The organism is Variovorax sp. CCNWLW225 (genome assembly GCF_037204045.1).
In the GTDB taxonomy this organism is placed as follows: Bacteria; Pseudomonadota; Gammaproteobacteria; order Burkholderiales; family Burkholderiaceae_C; genus Variovorax.
Genome location: NZ_JBBCBV010000004.1, coordinates 36478 through 57044, shown reverse-complemented (window position 1 = coordinate 57044; position 20567 = coordinate 36478). Strand labels below are relative to the sequence as shown.

Here is a 20567-nt window from a genome sequence, read left to right as displayed (position 1 = left end):
TACAATGCAGAGCAAGTTTCGTGCCTCTATGACATCGCACTCCTACTCCAACACCACTCCTCTTCTGGGTCGCATCGGCCGCCTGGCCCGCCTTGGCATTGGCGCGCTGTGCCTGGCCGGCGCCGCTTCGGGCGCGCTGGCCGAGACGGCCGACCGCACCAAGCCGATGAACATCGAGTCGGACGCCATGCGGTACGACGACCTCAAGCAGACCAGCGTGTTCACCGGGAACGTGCTGGTCACCAAGGGCACCATCATCATCCGCGGCGCGCGGATCGACGTGCGCCAGGACGCCGAGGGCTACCAGTACGGCGTGGTCACGGCGGCGCCCGGCAAGCGGGCCTACTACAAGCAGAAGCGCAACGCCCCCGACGAGTGGATCGAGGGCGAGTCGGAAGTCATCGAATACGACAGCCGCGCCGACAACGTCAAGTTCATCCGCAATGCCGTCATGCGCCGCCTGATCGGCGCCACGCCCAACGACGAAAGCAGCGGCGCGCTCATCGTCTACGACCAGAGCAACGACACCTATACGGTCAACGGCTCCACCGTGCCGCCGAATGCGGGCGTGAATGCGCCGTCGGGCGGACGCGTCAGGACCATCCTCACGCCCAAATCGGCCACCGCGCCCGGTGCTGCCGCGCCTGCCGCGGGTGCACAGCCGGCGCCCGCGGCAACCCAGCCGGCACCCGGAACGGGCCTGCGCTCGACCACCACCCTGGGTGGCGAAGGGGAAGGGCGCAAGTGATCGAAAACGCCGGAAACCAGAACGCCGATGGCACGCCGGGCAGCCGCCTGGTGGTGCGCGGCCTGCAAAAAAGCTACGGCAGCCGCAAGGTCGTCAAGGACGTCTCGCTCGACGTGCAAAAGGGCGAGGTCGTGGGATTGCTCGGCCCCAACGGCGCGGGCAAGACCACCTCGTTCTACATGATCGTGGGCCTGGTGCGGGCCGACGCCGGCGAGATCACCATCGACGGCGAGCCCATCGCGCACATGCCGATTCACCGCCGCGCCCGCATGGGCCTGAGCTACCTGCCGCAGGAAGCGTCGATCTTCCGCAAGCTCAGCGTCGAGGAAAACGTGCGCGCCGTGCTCGAGCTCCAGCGCGAGCCCGACGGCAACGGCAAGCCCGCGCCACTCACCAAGCAGCGCATCGAAGAACGCCTTTCCGCGCTGCTGGCCGACCTGCGGGTGGACCACCTCCGCGATTCCCCCGCACTCGCGCTTTCGGGCGGCGAACGGCGCCGGGTCGAGATTGCCCGCGCGCTGGCCACGCAGCCGCGCTTCATCCTGCTGGACGAGCCCTTTGCCGGCATCGACCCCATCGCGGTGATCGAAATCCAGCGGATCATCAGCTTTCTCAAGGAGCGCGGCATCGGCGTGCTCATTACCGACCACAACGTGCGTGAAACGCTGGGCATCTGCGATCACGCGTTCATCATCAGCGACGGGCATGTGCTGGCACAAGGCACACCCTCGGAGATCGTCGACAACGCCGAAGTACGCAGGGTGTACCTCGGCGAGCACTTCCGGATGTAAGGGAGGAGTCGGTCTCCATGAAGCAAGGGCTGTCCCTTCGCGTCTCGCAGCACCTGGCGCTCACGCCCCAGCTGCAGCAGTCGATCCGGCTGCTGCAGCTCTCCACGCTCGAACTGAGCCAGGAAGTGGAGCAGATGCTCGACGAAAACCCGTTCCTCGAACGCACCGCGGAAGAGGCGGCGCGCGAGGAATTCGGGCTCGACGCCGTCGACACCCCCGCTCCGCGCGATGAAGCGGCGGAGGCCGGCGAGGGCGACTTCGCTTCGCTGCCGGCCAGCAGCGCGACCGCCTCCACCGCCGAAACCAGCACCTCCGCCACCGACGCCGACACCCCCGCTGCCGACATTGCCGAGCGCGAGCCCGACTGGGAAGGCGACGGCACCGTCGACATGGCGCCCGACGACAGCGAGTGGGGCGGCGATGCGCCCGCGCGGCAGAACAACCTCGGCGACGACGAGCGTGCCGACGCCACCGAGCTCGCGCGCAGCCAGGAGTCGCTGCAATCCTTTCTGCACCGTCAGGCGCTCAGTCTCCGGCTCAACGAAAACGACAGCGCCGCGCTGCGCTTTCTGATCGAATCGCTCAACGACGACGGCTACCTCGAAGATTCGCTGCCCGCCCTGGCCTCGGGCCTTGCGGGCGACGACAACGACCAGTTCGACGAACTGGTCCACCACTTTCAGGTGGCGCTCGGCCTGCTGCAAAGCCTGGAGCCCGCCGGTGTTGGTGCGCGCGACCTGGGCGAATGCCTGAGCATTCAACTGCGTGCGCTGGCCGGCAAGGACGAGACCGAGGAACAGGCGCTGGTCCGCAAGACCGCCATAGCCATCTGCAAGCAGCCGATGGAGCTGCTCGCGCGGCGCGACTTCAAGCGCCTGGCCACGCTCACCCGCACCAACGAAGACCTGGTGCGCTCGGCGCTGCAGATCATTTCGCGCCTGGAGCCCAAGCCGGGCCGCCGTTTTGTCGACGTCGAGCGCAACATCGTGATTCCCGACGTCATCGTCACCAAGATCGGCCGCGGCACCAACGTCAAGTTCCGCGTCATGCTCAACCCCGAGGTGATGCCGCGCCTGCGCGTGCACGACATCTACGCCGGCGCGCTCAAGTCGCACAAGGGCGAGGGCAGCCAGGCGCTGTCGCAGCGGCTGCAGGAAGCGCGCTGGTTCATCAAGAACATCCAGCAGCGCTTCGACACCATCCTGCGCGTGAGCAATGCCATCGTCGAGCGGCAAAAGAGCTACTTCGTGCACGGCGAACTCGCCATGCGGCCGCTGGTGCTGCGCGAGATTGCCGACGAACTCGGCCTGCATGAATCGACCATCTCGCGCGTGACCACGGCCAAGTACATGGCGACGCCGTTCGGCACGGTCGAGCTCAAGTATTTCTTCGGTTCGGCGCTCGGCACCGAGACCGGCGGCAACGCGTCGAGCACCGCCGTGCGCGCGCTGATCAAGCAGTTCGTGAGCTCCGAGAGCATCAAGAAGCCGCTGTCGGACAGCCAGATTTCCGAGATGCTGAAAGAGCAAGGCATCGAGTGCGCACGCCGCACGGTAGCCAAGTACCGCGAAGCGCTGCGCATCGCGCCGGCCAACCTGCGCAAGGCCTTGTAGGCCGAAGCTTGCCGGCCGGAGGGCCGCTCAGCCGCCCCGCGCGCCGGACAGCAGCTTGACGCCCAGCAGCACCATCACACCGCCCGCCGCACGGTCGATCCAGGCCTTGTAGCGCAGGTAGGCCGAACGCGGTGCCGCCGACGAGAGCGCCAGCGCGACGATCGAATACCAGCCCGTCTCGATGCAGAAGATCACGGCCGGCACCGCGAGCGCCAGCGCCAGTGGCACTTCACGCGGCAGAAACGCCGCGAAGATGCTGGCGTAGACCACTGCGGTCTTCGGGTTGCTGATTTGCGTGCCCATGCCGAGCAGGAACGCGCGCCATCCGTTGCCCCGGGTGCCGGGCGAACCCTCTTCCTGCGAAACGGCCAGCGGCTCGCGTGCGCCGCGCCAGATGCGGATGCCCAGGTACACGAGGTACGCCCCGCCGAGCAGCTTCACCCCCAGGTAGAGCGCGGGAACCGCGAGGAACGTAGCCTGCAGGCCCACGAGCGCGGCAACGGCGAACACGATGCCCCCGGCGCCCATGCCGAGCGCGGCGGCCAAACCGTCGCCGCGCGACGCCGACACGGCGGTGCGCGCGACCATGACGAAGCTCGGGCCGGGGCTCATGGCCCCGACGATCATCGCGCCCGCAATGCCCAGGAGGGGAACCGTGATGTCGTTCATGATTTCGGTGGCTGTACGTTGATTCGGGCCACTATATAGAGAAGCGCCGCGAGGGCGGCGACAATGGCATTCCCCCTGCAGCCGATGACGATGGCGAACCCCTTGTGAACGATCTTTCCCTTTTCCTGCCTTGCGCCGCCGGCGTCGAGGAACTCCTGGCGCAGGAAGTCCATGCGCTCACCGGCCGTGTGGGGCAAGACCTGCTCACGCTGCGCGGCGGCGTGCGGGTACGCGCCGAGTGGCGCGACATGCTCAAGCTCAACCTGCACAGCCGGCTGGCCCAGCGGGTGCTGGTGGAGCTGGCCCATGCGCCCTACCGCAGCGAAAACGACCTATACGCCATCGCGAGCGGCGTGGCGTGGGAGATCTGGTTCACGCCCAAGCAGACCTTCAAGATCGAGACCACGGCGCAGCACAGCCCGCTGCAGAGCCTGAATTTCGCCACGCTGCGCATCAAGGACGCCATTGCCGACCGCTTCCGCGCCAAGGCCAACGGCGTGCGCCCGAGCATCGAAACGCAGTGGCCCGACTGCCGCGTGTTCGCCCACCTGACCACCGACCACTGCACGCTCTACATGGACACCTCGGGCGAGCCGCTCTTCAAGCGCGGCTGGCGGCAGGACAAGGGCGATGCCCCGCTGAAGGAAACCCTGGCCGCCGCCATGCTGGCCGCCAGCGGCTGGTGGAACCCCGAAACCGGCGCGGTGGCCGGCGAGCCGCTGTACGACCCCTGCTGCGGCAGCGGCACCATCGCCATCGAGGCAGCGCAGATCGCGCGCGGCATTCCGGCCGGGTGGCTGCGGCGCTTCGGCTTCGAGAAGCTGCTGCCGTTCCAGCCGCACGTGTGGGACGCAATCAAGAAAGAAGCCGAATCGGCGGCCACCCCCAAGGAAGTCGCCATCTTCGGCTCCGACGTTTCGCACCGCATGGTCGACTTTGCCGAGCGCAACGCGGAGCGCGCCGGTGTTGCCGATGCCATCGAGTTTCGCGGCGGCGACGCACTGCAGCGCATGCCGCCGGCCGAGGGCGGGGTGATCATGCTCAACCCGCCTTACGGCGAGCGGATCGAGGTGGGCGGCGTGGCGCGCTTCGGTGCCCGTGAGGCCGCGCAGACCTCCGGCCAGCGGGAGGGGGACGAGGGCGGCCAAGGTGGCGATGGCGGCGAGTTCTTTCCGCAGCTCGCCACGCACTGGAAGAAGAACTACGCCGGCTGGACCGCCTGGGTGCTCACGCCCGACCTGAAGCTGCCCAAGCAGATGCGGCTCAAGGAATCGCGCCGCGTGCCGATGTGGAACGGGCCCATCGAGTGCCGGCTGTTCCGCTTCGACATGGTGGCCGGCTCGGCCCGCAAGTAGCCTGGGGTCAGGCGGCGGGCAGGCTACTTCGTCGCGCCCACGCCGCACGCGGCGTTCACCGTCCGCACGGCCAGGTCGCCCGGCAGGCCGGCAAAGTTCATCGGACGGACGTCGGCTTCATCGAACTCGCGCACCGACAGCGGCGGCCCGACGAAGTTCGGCTGCCCGAAATAGGTGGCGCTCACATAGCGCGCCTTGCGCGCCTCGCAGTCCACGCTCGCCTTCGCCGCGACGGACCGGAACTTCAGGCCGTCGTCGCCGGTGCGCGGCTCGGCCAGGCTGATCCGCACCGCCACCAGGCGCTTGCTTCCTTCCACCACCACGCTGGTGGGGTCGACCTGCACATAGGTGTTGCCCGCTTCCCCGGCCGAACCGGTCAGGGTGAGCCATTCCGCATGGGCGAGCGGACCGGCGCAGAGGGCGAGCAGCAGGAAAAGTCGTTTCATGGTCAGGGGTTGAATGACGCGGCGCACGGGGTCGGGGAGCAGATTGTGAATGGACTGCGTCGTTTGCGTTTGCGATAGCGCATGGTGCAACATCGGGGTTATTCCAAACGCACAAATTTCCATTTCTCCGGCAGCAGCAAACGCCGCGCCCGGCGCCTTCGTGGTCATCGACACCAACATCGCGCTCGACCTGCTGGTGTTCGACAACCCCGATTGCCTGCCGCTGGCCGCCGCGCTTGCCGCAAGCGAGTTGCGCTGGCTGGCCACCGCCTCCATGCGCGACGAGCTCGAGCGGGTGCTCGGCTACCCCCTCATCGCAGCCCGCCTGGCGCGCGGCAACCTGGCACCGCAAGGCGTTCTGGCGGCGTTCGATGCCCGCGTGCAGCTGGTTGCCGAAACGCCGCCGCGCGCCCCCTGCGTCTGCAAGGACCCGGACGACCAGGTCTTCATCGACCTGGCGGTCGCCCGGCGCGCACGGCTGCTCAGCAAGGACCAGGCCGTGCTGACGATGCGCAAGCGGCTCGCCGCGCAAGGCGTGGTGGTGCAAGCGGTGCTGGCGTTCTAGCCGGCCAAGGCTAGCGGTTGGTCGAAGCCGCCCCGGCCCCGTGCCATCGCCCCAGGAGTCGTGCCACCGCGCGCACGCGCTGCGTGTCGCGGCCCCATCGGCGGCTGGCGGGCAGGCGCTGCGCCCATTTCATGCGCCGGGCCGCCTCGGCGATGCGCCCGCGGACTTCATCGCTCACCTCGGCCAGCGCGGCGTGCCAGTGCACGCCCGCGGCTTCGGGCGCCGCGGCCTCGAGCATCATGGCCGTGGAGTGCAGGTAGCTCAGCCAGTCGCGCGCCTGGCACTCGGCCAGCGTCATGACTTCGGAGGGGTCGTCCTCGAAGTCGATGTAGCCGATGACTCCGTCGGGGCACTGCACCAGGTTGCGGTCGAAAGCCTGGCTCAGGTGTTGGCCGTGCACATGCACCCTGGCAATGGCGGCCAGCCCCTCGCGCCACACGGCCAGCAGCGCCGCCGGCCCCGCCGCCGCGGCCTGGTCCAGCTTTTCCTGCAGCACCACGGTGTTGCGGCCGCTCTCACCCAGGTCGGAAATCAGCAGGCCGTCCGGTTGCTGCGCCAGCACCGCGGGCACGCGCAGGCCCGCCGCCGCCAACTGCCGCAGGCGCCGGGCCTCGGTGGCAATGGCCGCTTCGCCGCCCGGATTGGGCACCGGCTTGATGATGTCCAGCCGCGCCATGCGCGCGACCGCCGCCATCACGCGGTAGCCCCACTTGCCGTGGCGCGGGCCGGCCTTCTTGAGCCACACGCGCTCGCTGCCCAGGCGGTGGCTGGCGACGTTCTTCTGCTGTTTGGGCAAGGCGGCGCGCAGAAACTCGGCGTAGTCGCCCGGCCCCGGCACGAATGGCTGGGCATCCAGCGGCGCCGGCGCCGAGGCCGCACCCTTGGCGCTTTGCAATCGCGCCGACCCGCCGCGTCGCAACGGGTTCATGCGGCGAGCGCGAGACTCGACACCAGGCCGTGCGGCCCCTGTGTCACGGGCTGGAAGCTCTCGGCGCTGGCCAGAGGCCAGTAGGTTCGGAACACGTTGTGCTGCTTGTCGAGCGGGCCGAGCAGGGCGCCCGGCTGCACCTGCATGACCAGGTTGCTCAAGAGCCGCACCTCGGTGTCGGAGATGCGCCGCACGATGTGGTGCGCGGTGATCTGCTGTGGATGGTCCAGGCCCGCGGCCTGCACCAGCTCCTGCAGCGCATGCAGGGTGCTGCGGTGGAAGTTGCGAACCCGCTCGGCCTTGGTGGGCACCACCAGCGCCTGCTGGCGCACCGGGTCTTGCGTGGTCACGCCGGTGGGGCAGTGGCCGGTGTGGCAGCTCTGCGCCTGGATGCAGCCCAGCGCCATCATGAAGCCGCGCGCCGCATTGCACCAGTCGGCACCCAGCGCCATCATGCGCGCCACGTCGAAGGCCGTGATCACCTTGCCGGCGCAGCCCAGCTTGATGCGGTGGCGCAGGTTCACGCCGATGAGCGTGTTGTGCACCAGCAGCAGGCCTTCCTGCAGCGGCGCGCCCACGTGGTCGCTGAACTCCACCGGCGCGGCGCCCGTGCCGCCCTCGGCGCCGTCCACCACGATGAAGTCGGGCGTGATGCCGGTCGCCTGCATGGCCTTGACGATGGCGAACCACTCCCACGGATGGCCCAGGCAGAACTTGAAGCCCGTGGGCTTGCCGCCCGAAAGCTCGCGCAGCCTGGCGATGAAATGCATCATCTCGATGGGCGTGCCGAACGCGCTGTGCGACGAGGGCGAGATGCAGTCCACGCCCACCCGCACGCCGCGCGCGGCCGCGATCTCGGGCGTGACCTTGGGGGCGGGAAGCACACCGCCATGGCCGGGCTTGGCGCCCTGGCTCAGCTTGATCTCGATCATCTTCACCTGCGGATCGCGCGCATTGGCGCTGAAGCGCTCGGCGTTGAAGGTGCCGTCGTCGTTGCGGCAGCCAAAGTAGCCCGAGCCGATTTCCCAGATCAGGTCGCCGCCGTGCACGCGGTGGTGCTGCGAAATGGAGCCCTCGCCCGTGTCATGCGCAAAGCCGCCCATCTTGGCGCCCTGGTTAAGGGCGAGGATGGCATTGGCCGACAGCGCGCCGAAGCTCATCGCAGAAATATTGAACACGCTGGCGCTGTAGGGCTGTGTGCAGACCTGGGCGGGATTGGCCTCCGTCGGCTGCGGCGTGCCGCCGATCACGATGCGGAAATCGTGGTTGTCAAGCCTGGTCGGCTGCATCGAGTGGTTGATCCACTCGTAGCCCGCAATGGTCACGTTCAGCTGCGTGCCGAAGGGCCGGTTGTCGGGGTCGCCCTTGGCGCGCTGGTACACCAGCGAGCGCTGGGCGCGCGAGAACGGCGCGGCCTCGGAGTCACTCTCGATGAAGTACTGCCGCATTTCCGGCCGGATGAATTCGAGCAGAAAGCGCAAATGGCCGATGACCGGGTAGTTGCGCAGGATCGCGTGGCGCGTCTGCCGCAAGTCGTGCACGCCGGTGGCGCTGAGCGCGCCGAAAACCACCAGCGCCACCCAGGCGAACCACAGGTGCGGGGACACCAGCACGGCGGCCAGGCTGGCGACAAGGCCCGCCACGCACAGTGCAAAGGCGCTGTAACGCGTCGGAAACGGAATAATCGTGGACATGGGGTGAAATGACTGCCGGAGCCTGCTGCATCATAGAGGGGTGCCCGGAACTTGCCATGACCAACACCAACGACACTCCCCAGGCCGCAGCGCCCGCTTCCGCCCCCCTCGGCCCCGACGATTTCGACGCCCTCGACCAGGCGCTGGACGCCATGCGCGAGCACGACGAGGAAATTCCCCAGTGGGAGTTCTGCGAAGGCTTCATGGCCGCGCTGATCTGCACCCGCCGCCCCATCGAACCTTCCGAGTACTGGCCCGTGCTGCTGGGCGACGGCTTCGTGCCCGCGCAGCACATGGAATTCGTCTGGAACTGGAAGCGCCGCTGGCTCGAAATCGAGCAAGGCCTGGATGCCGACGTGGAGTCGCTCGAGGACGAGCGCAGCTGGCAGCCCGAGGTGCTCGACACCCGCGGCGCCATCGCCTCGCTGCCCGAGGAAGAGCGCGCCGAGATCGAGGGCGAGGAAATCCCCTCGTTCGCCCAGGTGTGGGCGCTGGGCTTCATGTACGCGGTAGAAAACTGGCCCGAAGACTGGGCCGCGCCGCGCGACAAGGAAGCCGCGCAGATGCTGAACGACGCGCTCGACAACATCGTTGCGCTCACCGAGGACGACAAGGCCAAGCCCACGCTCTCGATGTACAGCGACGATGCCCCGCCCAGCGTGAGCCAGCAGCGGCTGGACGACTTCGGCGCCGCCATCTGGGCCGTGTACGACCTGCGCCAGCTCTGGAAGAGCCTGGGGCCGAAGGTCGAGACCATCCGCAAGGAAGCGGAGCCCGGCCGCAACGACCCGTGCCCTTGCGGCAGCGGCAAGAAGTACAAGAAGTGCCACGGCGCCTGACCCAGGCGCCGCCGCACGCCGCCTTCAGATCTTGAAGGCGCGCTGGACGTCCGCCCGCACCAGGTCCGCGTATTCGCGGTGCTTGCGGATGTAGCCGGCAATGAACTGGCACACCGGAATCACGTGCAGGCCCTTGGCGCGCGCCTCGTCGAGCACATGCCGCGCAATGCCCGAGCCCACGCCTTTGCCCTCGTGCTCGGGCAGCACCTCGGTGTGGGTGAACATGATGGCGTCGGTCAGCAGGTTGTATTCGGCGTAGGCCGCAAGCTGGCCCTCAAGCGCGGCTTCGTAGCGGTGCTGGGCTTCGTTGTTGGTGATGGCGAGGTTGTTGCTCATGGTTGGCGTGCGAGATAGGTGGCGAGATTGGTGGCCGCGGTGGCGCGGACTTTCTTGCGCAGCATCGGCGTCCAGCCGAGAAGGAGCCCGGGTGCGCCCAGCGCCTGGCGCGACCAGGCCCAGAAATCGAAGCTGTCGCGGTGCGTGGCAATCAGCCCGTCGGGCGTGAAGCCGAAGCGCGCGTCGATGCTGTTGTCGACCAGCCGGCCGGTGGCGCTGAAGCGGTAGTGCGCGTCCCAGTGCGCCTGGCCGCTGGTGTCGTCGGCATGCACGTCGCGCCACGTCAGCTTCCACACGTCGGCGCCGCCGGCCTTGGTTGCGCTGCAAAGCATGCGCCACATGCCGCCCACCTGCTGGCGCCCGCGCAATGAAAAGGCTTCGTCGTCGAATTGCGCATCGCTTGCATAGCAGGCGGCCATGGTGGCGGCGTCCAGCCGCGAGAACGCCTCGTAGAAGCGCTCGATGGTCTGGGCATTGGCTGCTGCTGTCATTGAGTGTCTTTCTTATGGATGACGTGCGATGGCTGCGTGGCCGAAATGCGGCGCAGCGCGAAATCATAGACGGCGCGGCATTCGCGGCGCGCGTTCTGGTCTACGGGCCGAGCAGCCCGGCCAACGTCTGCAGCGCGTAGTGCACCGTGGCCGCGCGCACCGCGGCGCGGTCGCCGTCGAAGCGGCGCCGCTCGATGCGCACCTGCCCGTCGACCGACCAGCCGAACCACACGGTGCCCACCGGCTTGTCGGGGCTGCCGCCGGTCGGGCCGGCCACGCCGGTCACGGCCACCGCCACGCGTGCGGCCGAATGCGCGATGGCGCCCATGGCCATCGCGCGCGCCACGGGTTCGCTGACTGCGCCGTGGGCTTCGATCAGCGCCGCATCGACGCCCAGCAACTCGGTCTTGGCGGCGTTCGAATAGGTGACGAAGCCGCGCTCGAACCAGGCGCTCGAGCCCGCCAGTTCGGTGCAGGCGCCGGCGATGAGCCCACCGGTGCAGCTTTCGGCCGTGGCGAGCATCCAGCCTTTTTTCAGCAGCAGCCCGGCCGTGGCGGCGACGAGGGCGGGCGTGTCCAGGTCGGCAAGAAAGTTGAAGGGGGCCGAGGGTTCCATCGAGTTCACCATGCGCGCCAGAGCGCAATGACCAGCAGCGTGCAGAACGCCGCCACCAGGTCGTCGAGGATGATGCCGAAGCCCGCGCGCCACCAGCGCACCTCGGCGGCATCGCGCTGCTTGAACAGCCCGTCCGCCCAGGCCACAGGCCCTGGCTTGGCGGCATCGAAGAAGCGGAACAGCCCGAACGCCACCGCCTGCGCCAACAGGCTGGCCGGCGTGACGAGCCAAAGCACGATCCAGAACGCGACCACTTCGTCCCACACGATGCTGCCCGGGTCCGCCACGCCCATGTGGCGCGCCGTCACGCTGCAGGCCCACCAGCCGATGGGCAGCGAAGCGAGGATCACCCAGCCGATGGTGGCCGGCGTGAACCACAGCTGCATGACCACGAAGGCCGCCCAGGCCCAGAGCGTGCCGACCGTGCCCGGTGCCACGCGCGGCAGCCCGGAGCCGAAACCCAGGGCAATGAAGTGCGCAGGGTGCGAGAGCAGGAAGGCCTTGGTCGGCCGGCCCGGCGCGCCCACCGGAATGGGGCCGGACGATGAAGGAGACGAGGAAGAAGAAGGAGGCGGAGGAACGGCTTGCATCACGGCGAAGTGTCGCGCATCCGCGGGCCGGCTGAAGCCCTCTATTTATCAAAGCTTTATCTTGTTTAATTGATCGGCGCGGCCTAGTATCGGGCCCTCTTTCGACATTCGCCTCCTTTGCCGGGGCGCCGCCCCCATGCCTGCCGCACCCGCCGCACCCAGCTCCGCCGCCGATTCCGCTTCGCCGGTTTCCGATCCCTCCACTGCCGCGTGGGGCGACCTGTTCCGGGGCCGCAACGGCTGGCGCGCCGTTGCGCTGACGGGCGGCGTGGCGCTGCACGCGGTCAACGTGCACATCGTCACGACGGTGCTGCCCTCGGTGGTGAGTGAAATCGGCGGGCTCGACTGGTATGCCTGGAGCACCACGCTCTTCGTGGTCGGGTCGATCGTCGGCGCCACGCTCTCGGTGCGCCTGCTCGCCGCGTTGGGGCCGCGCGGTGCATGCCTTGCGGCGCTGGCGGCATTCACCGCCGGGTCGATCGGCTGCGCGCTGGCGCCGGCCATGCCGTGGCTGCTCGCGGGCCGCACGGTGCAGGGGGTCGGCGGCGGCTTGCTGGCCGCGCTGAGCTACGGGCTGATCCAGCTGGTGTTCGCGCCGCGGCTGTGGTCTCGCGCGGTGGCGCTGGTGTCGGGCATGTGGGGCGTGGCCACGCTCTGCGGCCCGGCGGTCGGCGGCCTGTTCGCACAGGCGGGGCACTGGCGCTGGGCGTTCTGGTCGCTGTTGCCGCTGGCGGCGCTGCAAGCGCTTTTGGTCGCGGTGCAGTTGCGGCCCGCTGCGGGCGTGCGGCATGTGCGCCCCGCCGGCATGCCGCGCATCCCCGCATTGCAGATCGGCTTGCTGGCGGCGTCGGTGCTGCTGATCGCGGCGAGCGAGTTCGCGCCCGTGCTGGCTTGGCAGGCCGTCGGCGTGGCGGCGGGGCTCGGGCTCGGCGTCGCCGCCACCCGGGTGGACGGGCGCGCCGCGGTGCGGTTGCTGCCGACCGGCGCCTATGCGGTGCGCGCGCCGATGGGCGCCATCTACGCCGGCGTGGTGCTGCTGATGATCGGCACCACCACCGAAATCTTCGTGCCGTACTTCCTGCAGTTGCTGCACGGGCATTCGCCGTTGCTGGCGGGCTACCTCACCGCGGCCATGGCAGGCGGCTGGAGCGCGGGTTCGCTGCTGTCGTCGGGGCGCAGCGGCGCTGGCGCCGACCGCATGCTGCGCGCGGGGCCGGTGGCCTGCACGCTGGGCCTGGCTGCGCTGGCCGTGCTGATGCCTGCGCATGGCCGCCTTGCCGCGGGTGCCGAAACACTGCTGGTCGCCATCGCCTTGGGCGCTGTCGGGCTGGGCGTAGGCATCGGCTGGCCGCACCTGGTCACGCGCGTGATGTCGCTCGCGCCGGCGGGGCAGGAAGGCCTGGCCTCCGCCTCCATCACGACCGTGCAGCTCTACGGCATGGCCGTGGGCGCGGCGGTTGCGGGGCTGGTGGCAAACGCGGCCGGCCTCACCGCTCCGGGCGGCGTGGCGGGTGCGCGCTCGGCTGCCTTCTGGCTGTTCGCGAGCTTCGCGCTCGCACCGGCGCTCGCGGCATGGCTCGTCGCCCGCTTCGCGACCGCCGCACGCAATCGATGAGAGCGCGCGCGGCGCGGCTCAGGCAATCACGCCTTCCCACCTCAGCAGCCGCCTGCGGCCCTGAAGATGCCGCCTCTCGCCGCGCAGCTGCGCCACCAGTTCATAGGCGTCGGGCGGCACATAGGCACCGCGCCAGGCCACGTGCTGGTCGGCGCGGCACAGCACCAGCCGGTGCATGTACGCGGCCGGCACCTCGGCCGCCTCGATGTCGACCACGGTGAGCGGCATGTCATAGGCGCGCGCCGCGCGCTCGAGCGCCGATACATCCGCGCTGCGATCGAAGCGCAGCAGCGTGTAGCCGGGCCCGAAGGCGTCGTAGAGCGAGCGCCCATCGCCAAGCCAGAAGTGCGGCGCGCGGCAGCCCGGCACGGTGGAGGGCGTGAAGCCGCCCATCGAATAGGCCGGCGCGGTGTGCTCGCCATCGGCCACGATGATCGGCGAGCCGGTGTAGAAGTAGCCGAAGTTCAGGCCCGCGCAGCAGAACTGCTGCACATTAAGTTCGTACGCCTCGCGGCCGATCTCGGCGCGCAGCGCATCGCCCTCGGGGCCCGGTGCCTCGATGTCGTGCGGCACGGCGCGGCGTGCGCGAATCATCTTCTGCGCATGTTCCATCGCAAAGTTCGACACCTGCTCGGTGATCGGCAGGCGCTCGGCTTCGTAGGCATCGAGAATGCCTTCGTCGCCCCAGCCGCGCACGCAGGCCGCGAGCAGCCACGAGAGGTTGAGCGCATCGGCAATGCCCGCGTTCATTCCGTATCCCGCATAGGGCACCCACAAATGCGCCGCGTCGCCCGCAAGGAACACGCGGCCTTCGCGAAAGCGGTTGGCCACAAGTCGGCGCCCCACCCAGTCTTCCTTGCTGATGATCTCGTACGAAAAATCAGGCCCCACACCCAGGATTTCACGCAGCGACCTGTCGCGGTCGACCGAATCGAACTCGGGCTCGTCGGCGTTCAGGTGGTTGTGCACCAGCCAGGTTTCCTGCCCGTCGATGGCAAACATCGTGCCGCAGCGGCGCGGGTTCATTGCGTAATAAGACCACGCGGGCTTGCCCGGCATGAGCGCGCGCAACTGCGGCGCGCGAATGAAGGTCGACTGCACGCGCTGGATCACGGCCGTGCCTTCCAGTTGCGCGCCGATCTGCTTGCGCACGGCGGAGCTGCCGCCGTCGCAGCCCACCATGTAGCGGCATCGAATGGTGTGCGTCGCGTGGCTGTCCAGATTGAGGGCGGTGGCGCTCACACCGCCGCTGTCTTGCGTGAGCGCCGTGAACTGCGTGCGGTTCAGCAACCGCACGCCGGGCAGCGCCGCCGTGTGCCTGAGCAGGATCGGCTCCAGGTAGATCTGGTTGATGCGGTGCGGCGGCTCGGGCGTGGGCCAGCGCGCATCCGGTCCTTCGGTTTCGGTATACCGGTCGCGCCGGCACGGAATGGGAATGCGCGCGAGCTCCACGCCCGTGGCGCTGGTGCGAAACACCACGTCGTTGGGATAGTCGGCCGGCAGCCCTGCGCCCCGCAGCTTCTGCGCCACGCCCAGGCGGCGAAACTGCTCCATGGTGCGCGAGGACACGTGGTTGCACTTCACGCTCGGCACCTCGGCGAACCGGCGGGTTTCGCAAATGATGACCGAGAGGCCGTGCGAGACCAGGTCCATGGCCAGCGTAAGGCCCACCGGGCCCGCACCGACGATCAGCACGTCGGCTTCGAGATTCTTGTCTGTCATGGTCTGTTGAACCCCTTCAGTCAAGCTTGATGCGGGCGTCCTGGATGACCTTGGCCCACTTCTTCGTTTCGGTGCGGATGTAGGCGGCAAAGGCCTCCGGCGTGCCCGGCGAGGGCTCCACGCCAAGGTTGCGCATCGCGGCCTTGTTCTGCTCGTCGGTCAGTGCGGCATTGATCTCGACATTGAGCCTTGCCACCACATGTGGAGGCGTACCGGTTGGCGCCACCACGCCGAACCAGCCGGTCGAGTCGTAGCCGGGCAGTCCGCCCTCGGCCACGGTCGGCACGTCGGGCAGCATGGGAAGCCGCTCTGGGCTTGTCACGGCGAATGCCACCAGCTTGCCGGCCTTGATCTGCTGCAGCGACGAAGGCAGGTCGACCACCGCAAGCGGTATCTGGCCCGCCAGTGCATCGAGTGCCGCCGGCCCCGAGCCGCGATAGGGCACCTCCACCAGCTTGATGCCCGCCATTTGCGAGAACAGCGCGGCCGAGAGATGCATGGCCGTGCCGTTGCCACCATGGCCGATGGAGAGCGAGCCCGGCTTTTCTTTTGCAAGTGCAATCAATTCGCGCTGCGTCTTTGCAGCCACGGAAGGGTGTCCGACGATCACGAACGGAATGGCCGCAAGCATGCCCACCGGCCTGAAGTCCTTCAGCGGATCGAAGGGCATCTGCGGATACAGGCTCGTGTTGGCCGACAGCGCGCCGGCCGCGCCCACACCCAGCGTGTAGCCGTCGGCGGGCGCCTTGGCCACCAGCGCAAGGCCCACGTTGCCTCCGGCACCGGGCCGGTTGTCCACCACCACCTGCTGGCCGAGCTTCTCGTTCATGCGCGGCACCAGCATGCGCACCACGCCGTCGGCGCTGCCGCCAGGCGGAAAGGTCACCACCATGCGAATGGGCTTGTCGGGAAAGTCGCCGGCGGCGGGCGCCTGTGCCTGCGCGTGGGCGGTAACGGTCAGCAGTGCGCAGGCCGTGCCCAGCAGCAGTAGCTGCCGGCGAAGCGCATGTGCCTGGCAGGCCATGGTTGCAGTCATCGAATCACTCCTTGAATATTGGTCTTGTTTGATGCCGATTGGACGATGCCAGCATTCATCCGTAAATCAAGGAATTCCGCATCAAATATCATCTTTTCTAATGAACGCGAACTTCAGTCCTACGCTGCGCCAGTTGCGTGCATTTCTTGCCGTGTACCAGATGCGACAGCTCAGCGCGGCGGCGCAAAAGCTCTTCGTCACGCAATCGGCGGTGAGCATGCTGATCCGCCAGCTGGAGGAAGGGCTGGGCACGCGGCTGTTCGACCGCACCACGCGTTCGCTCAAACCCACCGCCGCCGCGGAAGAAATGCTCTCCACGGTCGAGCGCGTGCTGCGCGATGTCGATTCGCTCTCGGCCGATTTCCGCGAACTCAGCACGCTCGAGCGCGGGCGCGTGACGCTGGCCATCACGCCTACCCTTGCGGCGCTGCTCCTGCCCGATGCGATGCGCGTGTTTGCCGAGCAGCATCCCAAGGTGCGCGTGCTGGTGAACGACTGCGCGCCCGACCAGTTCATTTCGCGCATCCTCGGCGAGCATGTGGATTTCGGCATCGGCACGCCCGAGCGGCCCGGCGCCGAGGTCGAGACGCAGCGGCTCATGCGCGACCATCTCGCGCTGGTGTGCCGCAGCGACCATCCGCTGGCCAATGCACGCGTGGTCCGCTGGAGCGATCTCGGGCGCCACCCCGTCATTACCGTGCGGCCGGGCTACGGCGTGCGGCCGCTCATCGACGGCACCGCGGCCGATGCCGGCGTGGCGCTCGACGTGGTGAACGAAGTCTCGTTTCTTTCAACGGCCCTGTGGATGACCGCCAGCGGCATGGGACCGTCGATCATGCCCTCGGCCTTTGCCCGCGCCGCGAACGATCCGACGCTGGTGATCAAGGTGCTCAGCGCGCCGCGCGTGGCGCGCGACATCTCGGTGGTCACCAAGCGCGGGCATTCGCTGTCGGCGGCGGCGCGCAGTTTCATCGACGTGCTGAAGCAGTCGTTGTAGTTCTTTTCCATTCCTTCCGCAGCGCGCGCGGCCCGTATGCTTGGCGCCTCATTCAAGCGCGAAAGCCACTCATCATGAAAACAACCCTGGTCCGTTTCAACGCGTTGTGCCTGTGCCTCGCATTCAGTCTGTTGCTTGCAGCCTGCGGCAACAAGGAGGCCGAGCAGCGCGCCGCATTCATCGGCTTCTTGCAGACCCGCGTGCTCGACAAGCCGGGCCTTCGCGTGCCCGCGCCCAACGCCGACGAGAAGGCCTCCTTCGGCGACTATGCGCAGCACTACGCGGTGATTGCAGACTTCAACGAAGGCATGAACAAGTCCGTCAGCCAGCCCATGACCCAGGTCATGGCCAAGGGCTCGTTGCGGTCCGTTGCCGACCTGGCATCGCGGCGCGACGACCTCAAGGCTGCGAAAGACGGCCTCGGCGGCTTGCGCACCGCGCTCGACCAGGAGCTTGCCAAGGCCGACGCCGCACGCGCCAAGCTCAAGCAGCCCGACGACCTGAAGCAGGTGTACGACAAGGCCTATGAAAAGACGGTAACGGCGCCGGCCGCCACCTTCAAGGAAGTGTTTCCCGCACTCGATGCGGTGTTCGATGGCGCGCTGGCCGTGGGCAACTACATCGAGCAGAACAAGTCGAAGATCCAGGTCTCCGGCTCGACCGTGGCCGTGACCGACCCCGTGGTGCAGGCGCAGCTCAACAAGATGCTGCAGGACCTCAATGGCCATTCGAAGGCCATCAATGCCGCCCAGGCAAAGATGCAGACAATGGTCCGCGGATCCTGATCAGACGAAGTGGTCGAACGAGCCGAATCGCTGCGCAACCGGTGAGCCGCTCGCGTCCACGATGCGCAGGCCCGCTTCGGCATCGATGCGGCCGATGCGCGTCACGCGCGTGAAGCTCTCCTTGCCGGCTTGTTCGACCGCAGCGCGCGCGGAGGGCGCGGCGGTAAAAACCAGTTCGTAGTCGTCCCCGCCCGAAAGCGCGCAGGTGCGCAGTGCTTCAATGTCCAGTCCCGGCGCCGATGCGGCGGCCACCGTGCTCGTGGCCGCATCGGCATCGAGCGTTGCGCCCACCCGGCTCGACGCGAGAATGTGGCCCAGGTCGCCGACGAGCCCATCGCTCACGTCCACCGCCGCCGAGGCGATACCGCGCAAGGCCTGCCCCAATGCGACACGCGGCATGGGCTGCTCCATGCGCATGCGTGCCTGCGCGAAGACATCGGCCGGCAATGCGAGCGTGCCGCGAAAAACTTCAAGCGCCAGCCGCGCATCGCCCAGCGTGCCGCTGACCCATATGTCGTCTCCCGCGCGCGCGCCAGAGCGCAGCAGCGCCGCACCGGCCGGCACTTCGCCGAACACGGTAATGCAGATGTTGAGCGGGCCGCGCGTGGTGTCGCCGCCCACAAGCTCGCAGCCGTGCGCATCGGCCAGCGCGAAGAGCCCGCGCGAAAAGCCTTCGAGCCAGGGCTCGTCGATGCCGGGCAGCGCGAGGGCAAGCGTGAAGGCCAAGGGCTTTGCGCCGCAGGCCGCAAGGTCGCTGAGGTTCACCGCCAGCGCCTTGTGCCCGAGCCGGGCCGCATCGACCGTCGAAAGAAAGTGCCGGCCTTCGACCAGCATGTCGGAAGACACCGCCAGCTGCATGCCCGGCGCGGGCGCGAGCAATGCGCAGTCGTCGCCCACGCCGAGCGGGGAGCGCTTGGCGGGGCGCTTGAAGTAGCGTGTGATCAGGTCGAATTCACCCATGGGGCGAGCATAAGCGCTGCGGCGTCCGCGAACGCCGGGCGGTGCTCACCCCCGCGCGCGGCGGTTCGACATCACCACGTTGTCCTTCTCGATCGGCTGGCCGGCCTGCAGGGCGGCAATCCACGCGTCGGTGCTTGCCACGGCCGCGAAATTGCTGTGGAAAACGACGCTGAAGACGCGGTGGATTTCTTCGGCGCTGACCTTGCCGGCCGCGTTCTCGTACGGTAGCGCGCCGGTAGCGTCCGAAAGAAACTCCACGTTCAGCCCCCGGTGCATGGCCTCGAACACTGTCGACGCGTCGCAGTTGTGGGTCATGTAGCCAGTCACAGCCAGCGTGTCGATCTCATGGCGCACGAGCCAGTCGGCAAAGTCGGTGCCGGTGAACACGCTGGGGAATGCCTTGGTGATCAGGTGGTCGCGCGGGCGCTTGGCAATTTCGGGATGCAGTTCGCCGTTGTGGGTATCGGCCTGGAACACCGGCGCTCCCTTGGGTGCGTGATGGCGAACCACCACCACGGGCGTGCCGGCCGCGCGGGCTGCGTCCATGGCCTTGGCGATGTTCGGCAGCGATTGTTCGACGGGCGGATATTCGATCGGCAGGCCGCCGCCTTCGAAATACTCGTTCTGCACGTCGATCACGACGAGGGCGCGACGCGGTGTGGGGTTGCTCATGGTGTGTGGCTCCTGGCTATGGTTGTGTTGCGATGGCTTGATTCTTCCCGCTTGGGCGCGCCGGAGAAAGTGGCCCGAAAGCCATTGATCGATAAAATCGGGCCATGGCTCAAAAATCTGCGGAAACCATCGCCGTCGTCGCCTTCGACGGCATCAGCCCCTTTCACCTGTCGGTGCCGTGCATGGTCTTCGGCGAAGACCGCACCGAAGCGGGCGACCCGCGCTTTCGCCTGCTGGTGTGCGGCGTCGAGCCCGGGCCGCTGCGCACCAATGCCGGCTTCACGCTGACGGTGCCGCACGGCCTGGAGGCGATCCGCAAGGCACAGATCGTGGTGGTTCCTTCATGGCGCGACGACATGCGGGCCGCGCCGCCTGCGCTGATCCGCGCACTGCAGGCGGCGCACCGGCGCGGTGCCGTCGTGGTGGGGCTGTGCCTGGGCGCGTTCGTGCTGGCCGAGGCGGGCCTGCTCGACGGCCGCCCGGCCACCACGCACTGGAATCTGGCCGAGGCCTTTGCCAGGCAATACCCCAAGGTCACGCTGCAGCCTGAAGTGCTGTATGTCGACGACGGCGATGTGCTCACTTCAGCCGGCACGGCCGCGGGCATCGACTGCTGTCTTCATCTGCTGCGGGTGCGCTACGGCGCAGAGGCGGCGAACCGCGCCGCGCGGCGCATGGTCGTTGCGCCGCACCGCGAGGGCGGGCAGGCGCAGTACATCGAGCGGCCGGTGCCCGCCGCCGCGGAAAGCGACCGCCTTGCGCCGCTGCTCGAATGGCTGGGCCGCCATTTGCACAGCCCGCATGAGCTGGACGAGCTTGCCAGTCGCGCGCTGATGAGCCGGCGCACCTTCACGCGGCGCTTTCGCGAAGCCACTGGCACCACGGTCGGCCAGTGGCTGCAGAACCAGCGCCTGGCGCTCGCGCAGCGGCTGTTGGAGACCACCGGCAAGCCGGTCGAGCGCGTGGCGACGGACGCCGGCTTCGGCTCGGCGGTGTCGCTGCGAAAGCACTTCGTCGCGGCCTTCAAGATTTCTCCCACGGCGTACCGCAGGCAGTTCTCGCAGGAGGCGGTGGCCGCCTGAACAGCGCTCCCTGCGGC

The 20567-nt window shown here is 68.3% G+C and carries 22 protein-coding genes; 10 read left to right on the top strand and 12 right to left on the bottom strand.

Annotation, left to right across the window (positions count from 1 at the left end; translation table 11 throughout):
• The first annotated feature begins 28 nt into the window (after positions 1-28).
• The 3 genes from lptA to rpoN are packed head-to-tail and all read left to right on the top strand — an operon-like array spanning position 29 to position 3152.
• The gene (gene lptA, locus V9L20_RS09915) at positions 29-748 is read left to right on the top strand and encodes a lipopolysaccharide transport periplasmic protein LptA (RefSeq protein ID WP_258503718.1); all 720 of its coding nucleotides are present in this window, start codon (positions 29-31) and stop codon (positions 746-748) included.
• Positions 745-1539 (top strand): LPS export ABC transporter ATP-binding protein, encoded by a 795-nt coding sequence (gene lptB / locus V9L20_RS09910; RefSeq protein ID WP_258503720.1) that lies wholly within the window; start codon positions 745-747, stop codon positions 1537-1539. Before lptA ends, lptB begins: the two co-directional genes overlap by 4 nt.
• A 17-nt stretch (positions 1540-1556) precedes the next feature.
• A complete protein-coding gene (gene rpoN, locus V9L20_RS09905) occupies positions 1557-3152 on the top strand; it encodes an RNA polymerase factor sigma-54 (protein WP_337296457.1) in 1596 nt (531 codons plus the stop codon).
• A gap of 27 nt (positions 3153-3179) precedes the next feature.
• Here the strand turns inward: rpoN and V9L20_RS09900 are convergent, their stop codons facing one another.
• Positions 3180-3821 carry a LysE family translocator gene (locus V9L20_RS09900; RefSeq protein WP_337296456.1) on the bottom strand — a complete coding sequence of 214 codons (642 nt, stop codon included), beginning with the start codon at positions 3819-3821 and terminating at the stop codon, positions 3180-3182.
• A 104-nt stretch (positions 3822-3925) separates the two neighbouring features.
• On the opposite strand from V9L20_RS09900, the gene V9L20_RS09895 reads away from it, so the two are divergent.
• The gene (locus V9L20_RS09895; protein WP_337296455.1) at positions 3926-5176 is read left to right on the top strand and encodes a THUMP domain-containing class I SAM-dependent RNA methyltransferase; all 1251 of its coding nucleotides are present in this window, start codon (positions 3926-3928) and stop codon (positions 5174-5176) included.
• A gap of 23 nt (positions 5177-5199) precedes the next feature.
• On the opposite strand, the gene V9L20_RS09890 is transcribed toward V9L20_RS09895, so the two are convergent.
• Positions 5200-5790 carry a surface-adhesin E family protein gene (locus tag V9L20_RS09890; RefSeq protein WP_337296454.1) on the bottom strand — a complete coding sequence of 197 codons (591 nt, stop codon included), beginning with the start codon at positions 5788-5790 and terminating at the stop codon, positions 5200-5202.
• Between V9L20_RS09890 and V9L20_RS09885 the strand changes: the two genes are divergently transcribed.
• The gene (locus V9L20_RS09885) at positions 5783-6187 is read left to right on the top strand and encodes a putative toxin-antitoxin system toxin component, PIN family (protein WP_258503728.1); all 405 of its coding nucleotides are present in this window, start codon (positions 5783-5785) and stop codon (positions 6185-6187) included. The genes V9L20_RS09890 and V9L20_RS09885 overlap by 8 nt on opposite strands.
• 10 nt (positions 6188-6197) lie before the next feature.
• On the opposite strand, the gene V9L20_RS09880 is transcribed toward V9L20_RS09885, so the two are convergent.
• Together V9L20_RS09880 and V9L20_RS09875 are read right to left on the bottom strand one after the other, a co-directional pair.
• Entirely contained in the window at positions 6198-7115 is a 918-nt protein-coding gene (locus V9L20_RS09880) for a hypothetical protein (protein WP_258503729.1), read from the bottom strand.
• Positions 7112-8809 carry an FMN-binding glutamate synthase family protein gene (locus tag V9L20_RS09875; RefSeq protein ID WP_258503730.1) on the bottom strand — a complete coding sequence of 566 codons (1698 nt, stop codon included), beginning with the start codon at positions 8807-8809 and terminating at the stop codon, positions 7112-7114. Before V9L20_RS09875 ends, V9L20_RS09880 begins: the two co-directional genes overlap by 4 nt.
• 56 nt (positions 8810-8865) lie before the next feature.
• On the opposite strand from V9L20_RS09875, the gene V9L20_RS09870 reads away from it, so the two are divergent.
• Positions 8866-9648 (top strand): UPF0149 family protein, encoded by a 783-nt coding sequence (locus V9L20_RS09870; RefSeq protein WP_337296453.1) that lies wholly within the window; start codon positions 8866-8868, stop codon positions 9646-9648.
• Positions 9649-9672: 24 nt separating this feature from the next.
• Here V9L20_RS09870 and V9L20_RS09865 read toward each other — a convergent pair whose 3' ends face one another.
• From V9L20_RS09865 to V9L20_RS09850, 4 genes are all read right to left on the bottom strand, one after another.
• Positions 9673-9984: a GNAT family N-acetyltransferase gene (locus V9L20_RS09865; RefSeq protein ID WP_337296452.1), complete on the bottom strand. Its 312-nt coding sequence runs from the start codon at positions 9982-9984 to the stop codon at positions 9673-9675.
• Entirely contained in the window at positions 9981-10475 is a 495-nt protein-coding gene (locus tag V9L20_RS09860) for a nuclear transport factor 2 family protein (protein WP_337296451.1), read from the bottom strand. The genes V9L20_RS09865 and V9L20_RS09860 overlap by 4 nt, the downstream gene beginning before the upstream one ends.
• A gap of 100 nt (positions 10476-10575) precedes the next feature.
• Positions 10576-11103 carry a CinA family protein gene (locus V9L20_RS09855; RefSeq protein ID WP_337296450.1) on the bottom strand — a complete coding sequence of 176 codons (528 nt, stop codon included), beginning with the start codon at positions 11101-11103 and terminating at the stop codon, positions 10576-10578.
• On the bottom strand, positions 11097-11681 hold the full coding sequence (locus tag V9L20_RS09850; RefSeq protein ID WP_337296449.1) for a phosphatidylglycerophosphatase A family protein: 585 nt from the start codon (positions 11679-11681) through the stop codon (positions 11097-11099). The genes V9L20_RS09855 and V9L20_RS09850 overlap by 7 nt, the downstream gene beginning before the upstream one ends.
• Positions 11682-11817: 136 nt before the next feature.
• Between V9L20_RS09850 and V9L20_RS09845 the strand changes: the two genes are divergently transcribed.
• Positions 11818-13296, top strand: coding sequence for an MFS transporter (locus V9L20_RS09845; RefSeq protein ID WP_337296448.1), 1479 nt, complete (start codon positions 11818-11820; stop codon positions 13294-13296).
• 18 nt (positions 13297-13314) lie between these two features.
• Here V9L20_RS09845 and V9L20_RS09840 read toward each other — a convergent pair whose 3' ends face one another.
• Both V9L20_RS09840 and V9L20_RS09835 read right to left on the bottom strand, forming a co-directional pair.
• Positions 13315-15018, bottom strand: a complete 1704-nt coding sequence (locus V9L20_RS09840) for an FAD-dependent oxidoreductase (RefSeq protein ID WP_337296447.1) — start codon at positions 15016-15018, stop codon at positions 13315-13317.
• Between the two features lie 16 nt (positions 15019-15034).
• Complete coding sequence (locus V9L20_RS09835) at positions 15035-16054, bottom strand: Bug family tripartite tricarboxylate transporter substrate binding protein (RefSeq protein ID WP_337296446.1); 1020 nt, start codon at positions 16052-16054, stop codon at positions 15035-15037.
• A gap of 100 nt (positions 16055-16154) precedes the next feature.
• Here V9L20_RS09835 and V9L20_RS09830 point away from each other — a divergent pair, with 100 nt between their 5' ends.
• Both V9L20_RS09830 and V9L20_RS09825 read left to right on the top strand, forming a co-directional pair.
• Positions 16155-17051, top strand: a complete 897-nt coding sequence (locus V9L20_RS09830) for a LysR family transcriptional regulator (protein WP_258503739.1) — start codon at positions 16155-16157, stop codon at positions 17049-17051.
• 74 nt (positions 17052-17125) lie between these two features.
• Complete coding sequence (locus tag V9L20_RS09825; RefSeq protein WP_337296445.1) at positions 17126-17836, top strand: DUF3053 domain-containing protein; 711 nt, start codon at positions 17126-17128, stop codon at positions 17834-17836.
• Here the strand turns inward: V9L20_RS09825 and thiL are convergent, their stop codons facing one another.
• Together thiL and V9L20_RS09815 are read right to left on the bottom strand one after the other, a co-directional pair.
• Complete coding sequence (gene thiL, locus V9L20_RS09820) at positions 17837-18796, bottom strand: thiamine-phosphate kinase (RefSeq protein WP_337296444.1); 960 nt, start codon at positions 18794-18796, stop codon at positions 17837-17839.
• A 45-nt stretch (positions 18797-18841) separates the two neighbouring features.
• Positions 18842-19468, bottom strand: a complete 627-nt coding sequence (locus V9L20_RS09815) for an isochorismatase family protein (RefSeq protein ID WP_337296443.1) — start codon at positions 19466-19468, stop codon at positions 18842-18844.
• 104 nt (positions 19469-19572) lie between these two features.
• Here V9L20_RS09815 and V9L20_RS09810 point away from each other — a divergent pair, with 104 nt between their 5' ends.
• Positions 19573-20550 carry a GlxA family transcriptional regulator gene (locus tag V9L20_RS09810; RefSeq protein WP_337296442.1) on the top strand — a complete coding sequence of 326 codons (978 nt, stop codon included), beginning with the start codon at positions 19573-19575 and terminating at the stop codon, positions 20548-20550.
• Positions 20551-20567: the final 17 nt, after the last annotated feature.

Coding starts and splice junctions, on each gene's coding strand:
- V9L20_RS09875 (WP_258503730.1), bottom strand. CDS start 8,809: ATGTCCACGATTATTCCGTTTCCGACGCGTTACAGCGCCTTTGCACTG.
- rpoN (WP_337296457.1), top strand. CDS start 1,557: ATGAAGCAAGGGCTGTCCCTTCGCGTCTCGCAGCACCTGGCGCTCACG.
- V9L20_RS09860 (WP_337296451.1), bottom strand. CDS start 10,475: ATGACAGCAGCAGCCAATGCCCAGACCATCGAGCGCTTCTACGAGGCG.
- V9L20_RS09825 (WP_337296445.1), top strand. CDS start 17,126: ATGAAAACAACCCTGGTCCGTTTCAACGCGTTGTGCCTGTGCCTCGCA.
- V9L20_RS09815 (WP_337296443.1), bottom strand. CDS start 19,468: ATGAGCAACCCCACACCGCGTCGCGCCCTCGTCGTGATCGACGTGCAG.
- thiL (WP_337296444.1), bottom strand. CDS start 18,796: ATGGGTGAATTCGACCTGATCACACGCTACTTCAAGCGCCCCGCCAAG.
- V9L20_RS09830 (WP_258503739.1), top strand. CDS start 16,155: ATGAACGCGAACTTCAGTCCTACGCTGCGCCAGTTGCGTGCATTTCTT.
- V9L20_RS09890 (WP_337296454.1), bottom strand. CDS start 5,790: ATGACCACGAAGGCGCCGGGCGCGGCGTTTGCTGCTGCCGGAGAAATG.
- V9L20_RS09835 (WP_337296446.1), bottom strand. CDS start 16,054: ATGACTGCAACCATGGCCTGCCAGGCACATGCGCTTCGCCGGCAGCTA.
- V9L20_RS09865 (WP_337296452.1), bottom strand. CDS start 9,984: ATGAGCAACAACCTCGCCATCACCAACAACGAAGCCCAGCACCGCTAC.
- V9L20_RS09855 (WP_337296450.1), bottom strand. CDS start 11,103: ATGGTGAACTCGATGGAACCCTCGGCCCCCTTCAACTTTCTTGCCGAC.
- V9L20_RS09810 (WP_337296442.1), top strand. CDS start 19,573: ATGGCTCAAAAATCTGCGGAAACCATCGCCGTCGTCGCCTTCGACGGC.
- V9L20_RS09840 (WP_337296447.1), bottom strand. CDS start 15,018: ATGACAGACAAGAATCTCGAAGCCGACGTGCTGATCGTCGGTGCGGGC.
- V9L20_RS09900 (WP_337296456.1), bottom strand. CDS start 3,821: ATGAACGACATCACGGTTCCCCTCCTGGGCATTGCGGGCGCGATGATC.
- V9L20_RS09870 (WP_337296453.1), top strand. CDS start 8,866: ATGACCAACACCAACGACACTCCCCAGGCCGCAGCGCCCGCTTCCGCC.
- V9L20_RS09880 (WP_258503729.1), bottom strand. CDS start 7,115: ATGAACCCGTTGCGACGCGGCGGGTCGGCGCGATTGCAAAGCGCCAAG.
- V9L20_RS09850 (WP_337296449.1), bottom strand. CDS start 11,681: ATGCAAGCCGTTCCTCCGCCTCCTTCTTCTTCCTCGTCTCCTTCATCG.
- V9L20_RS09845 (WP_337296448.1), top strand. CDS start 11,818: ATGCCTGCCGCACCCGCCGCACCCAGCTCCGCCGCCGATTCCGCTTCG.
- lptA (WP_258503718.1), top strand. CDS start 29: ATGACATCGCACTCCTACTCCAACACCACTCCTCTTCTGGGTCGCATC.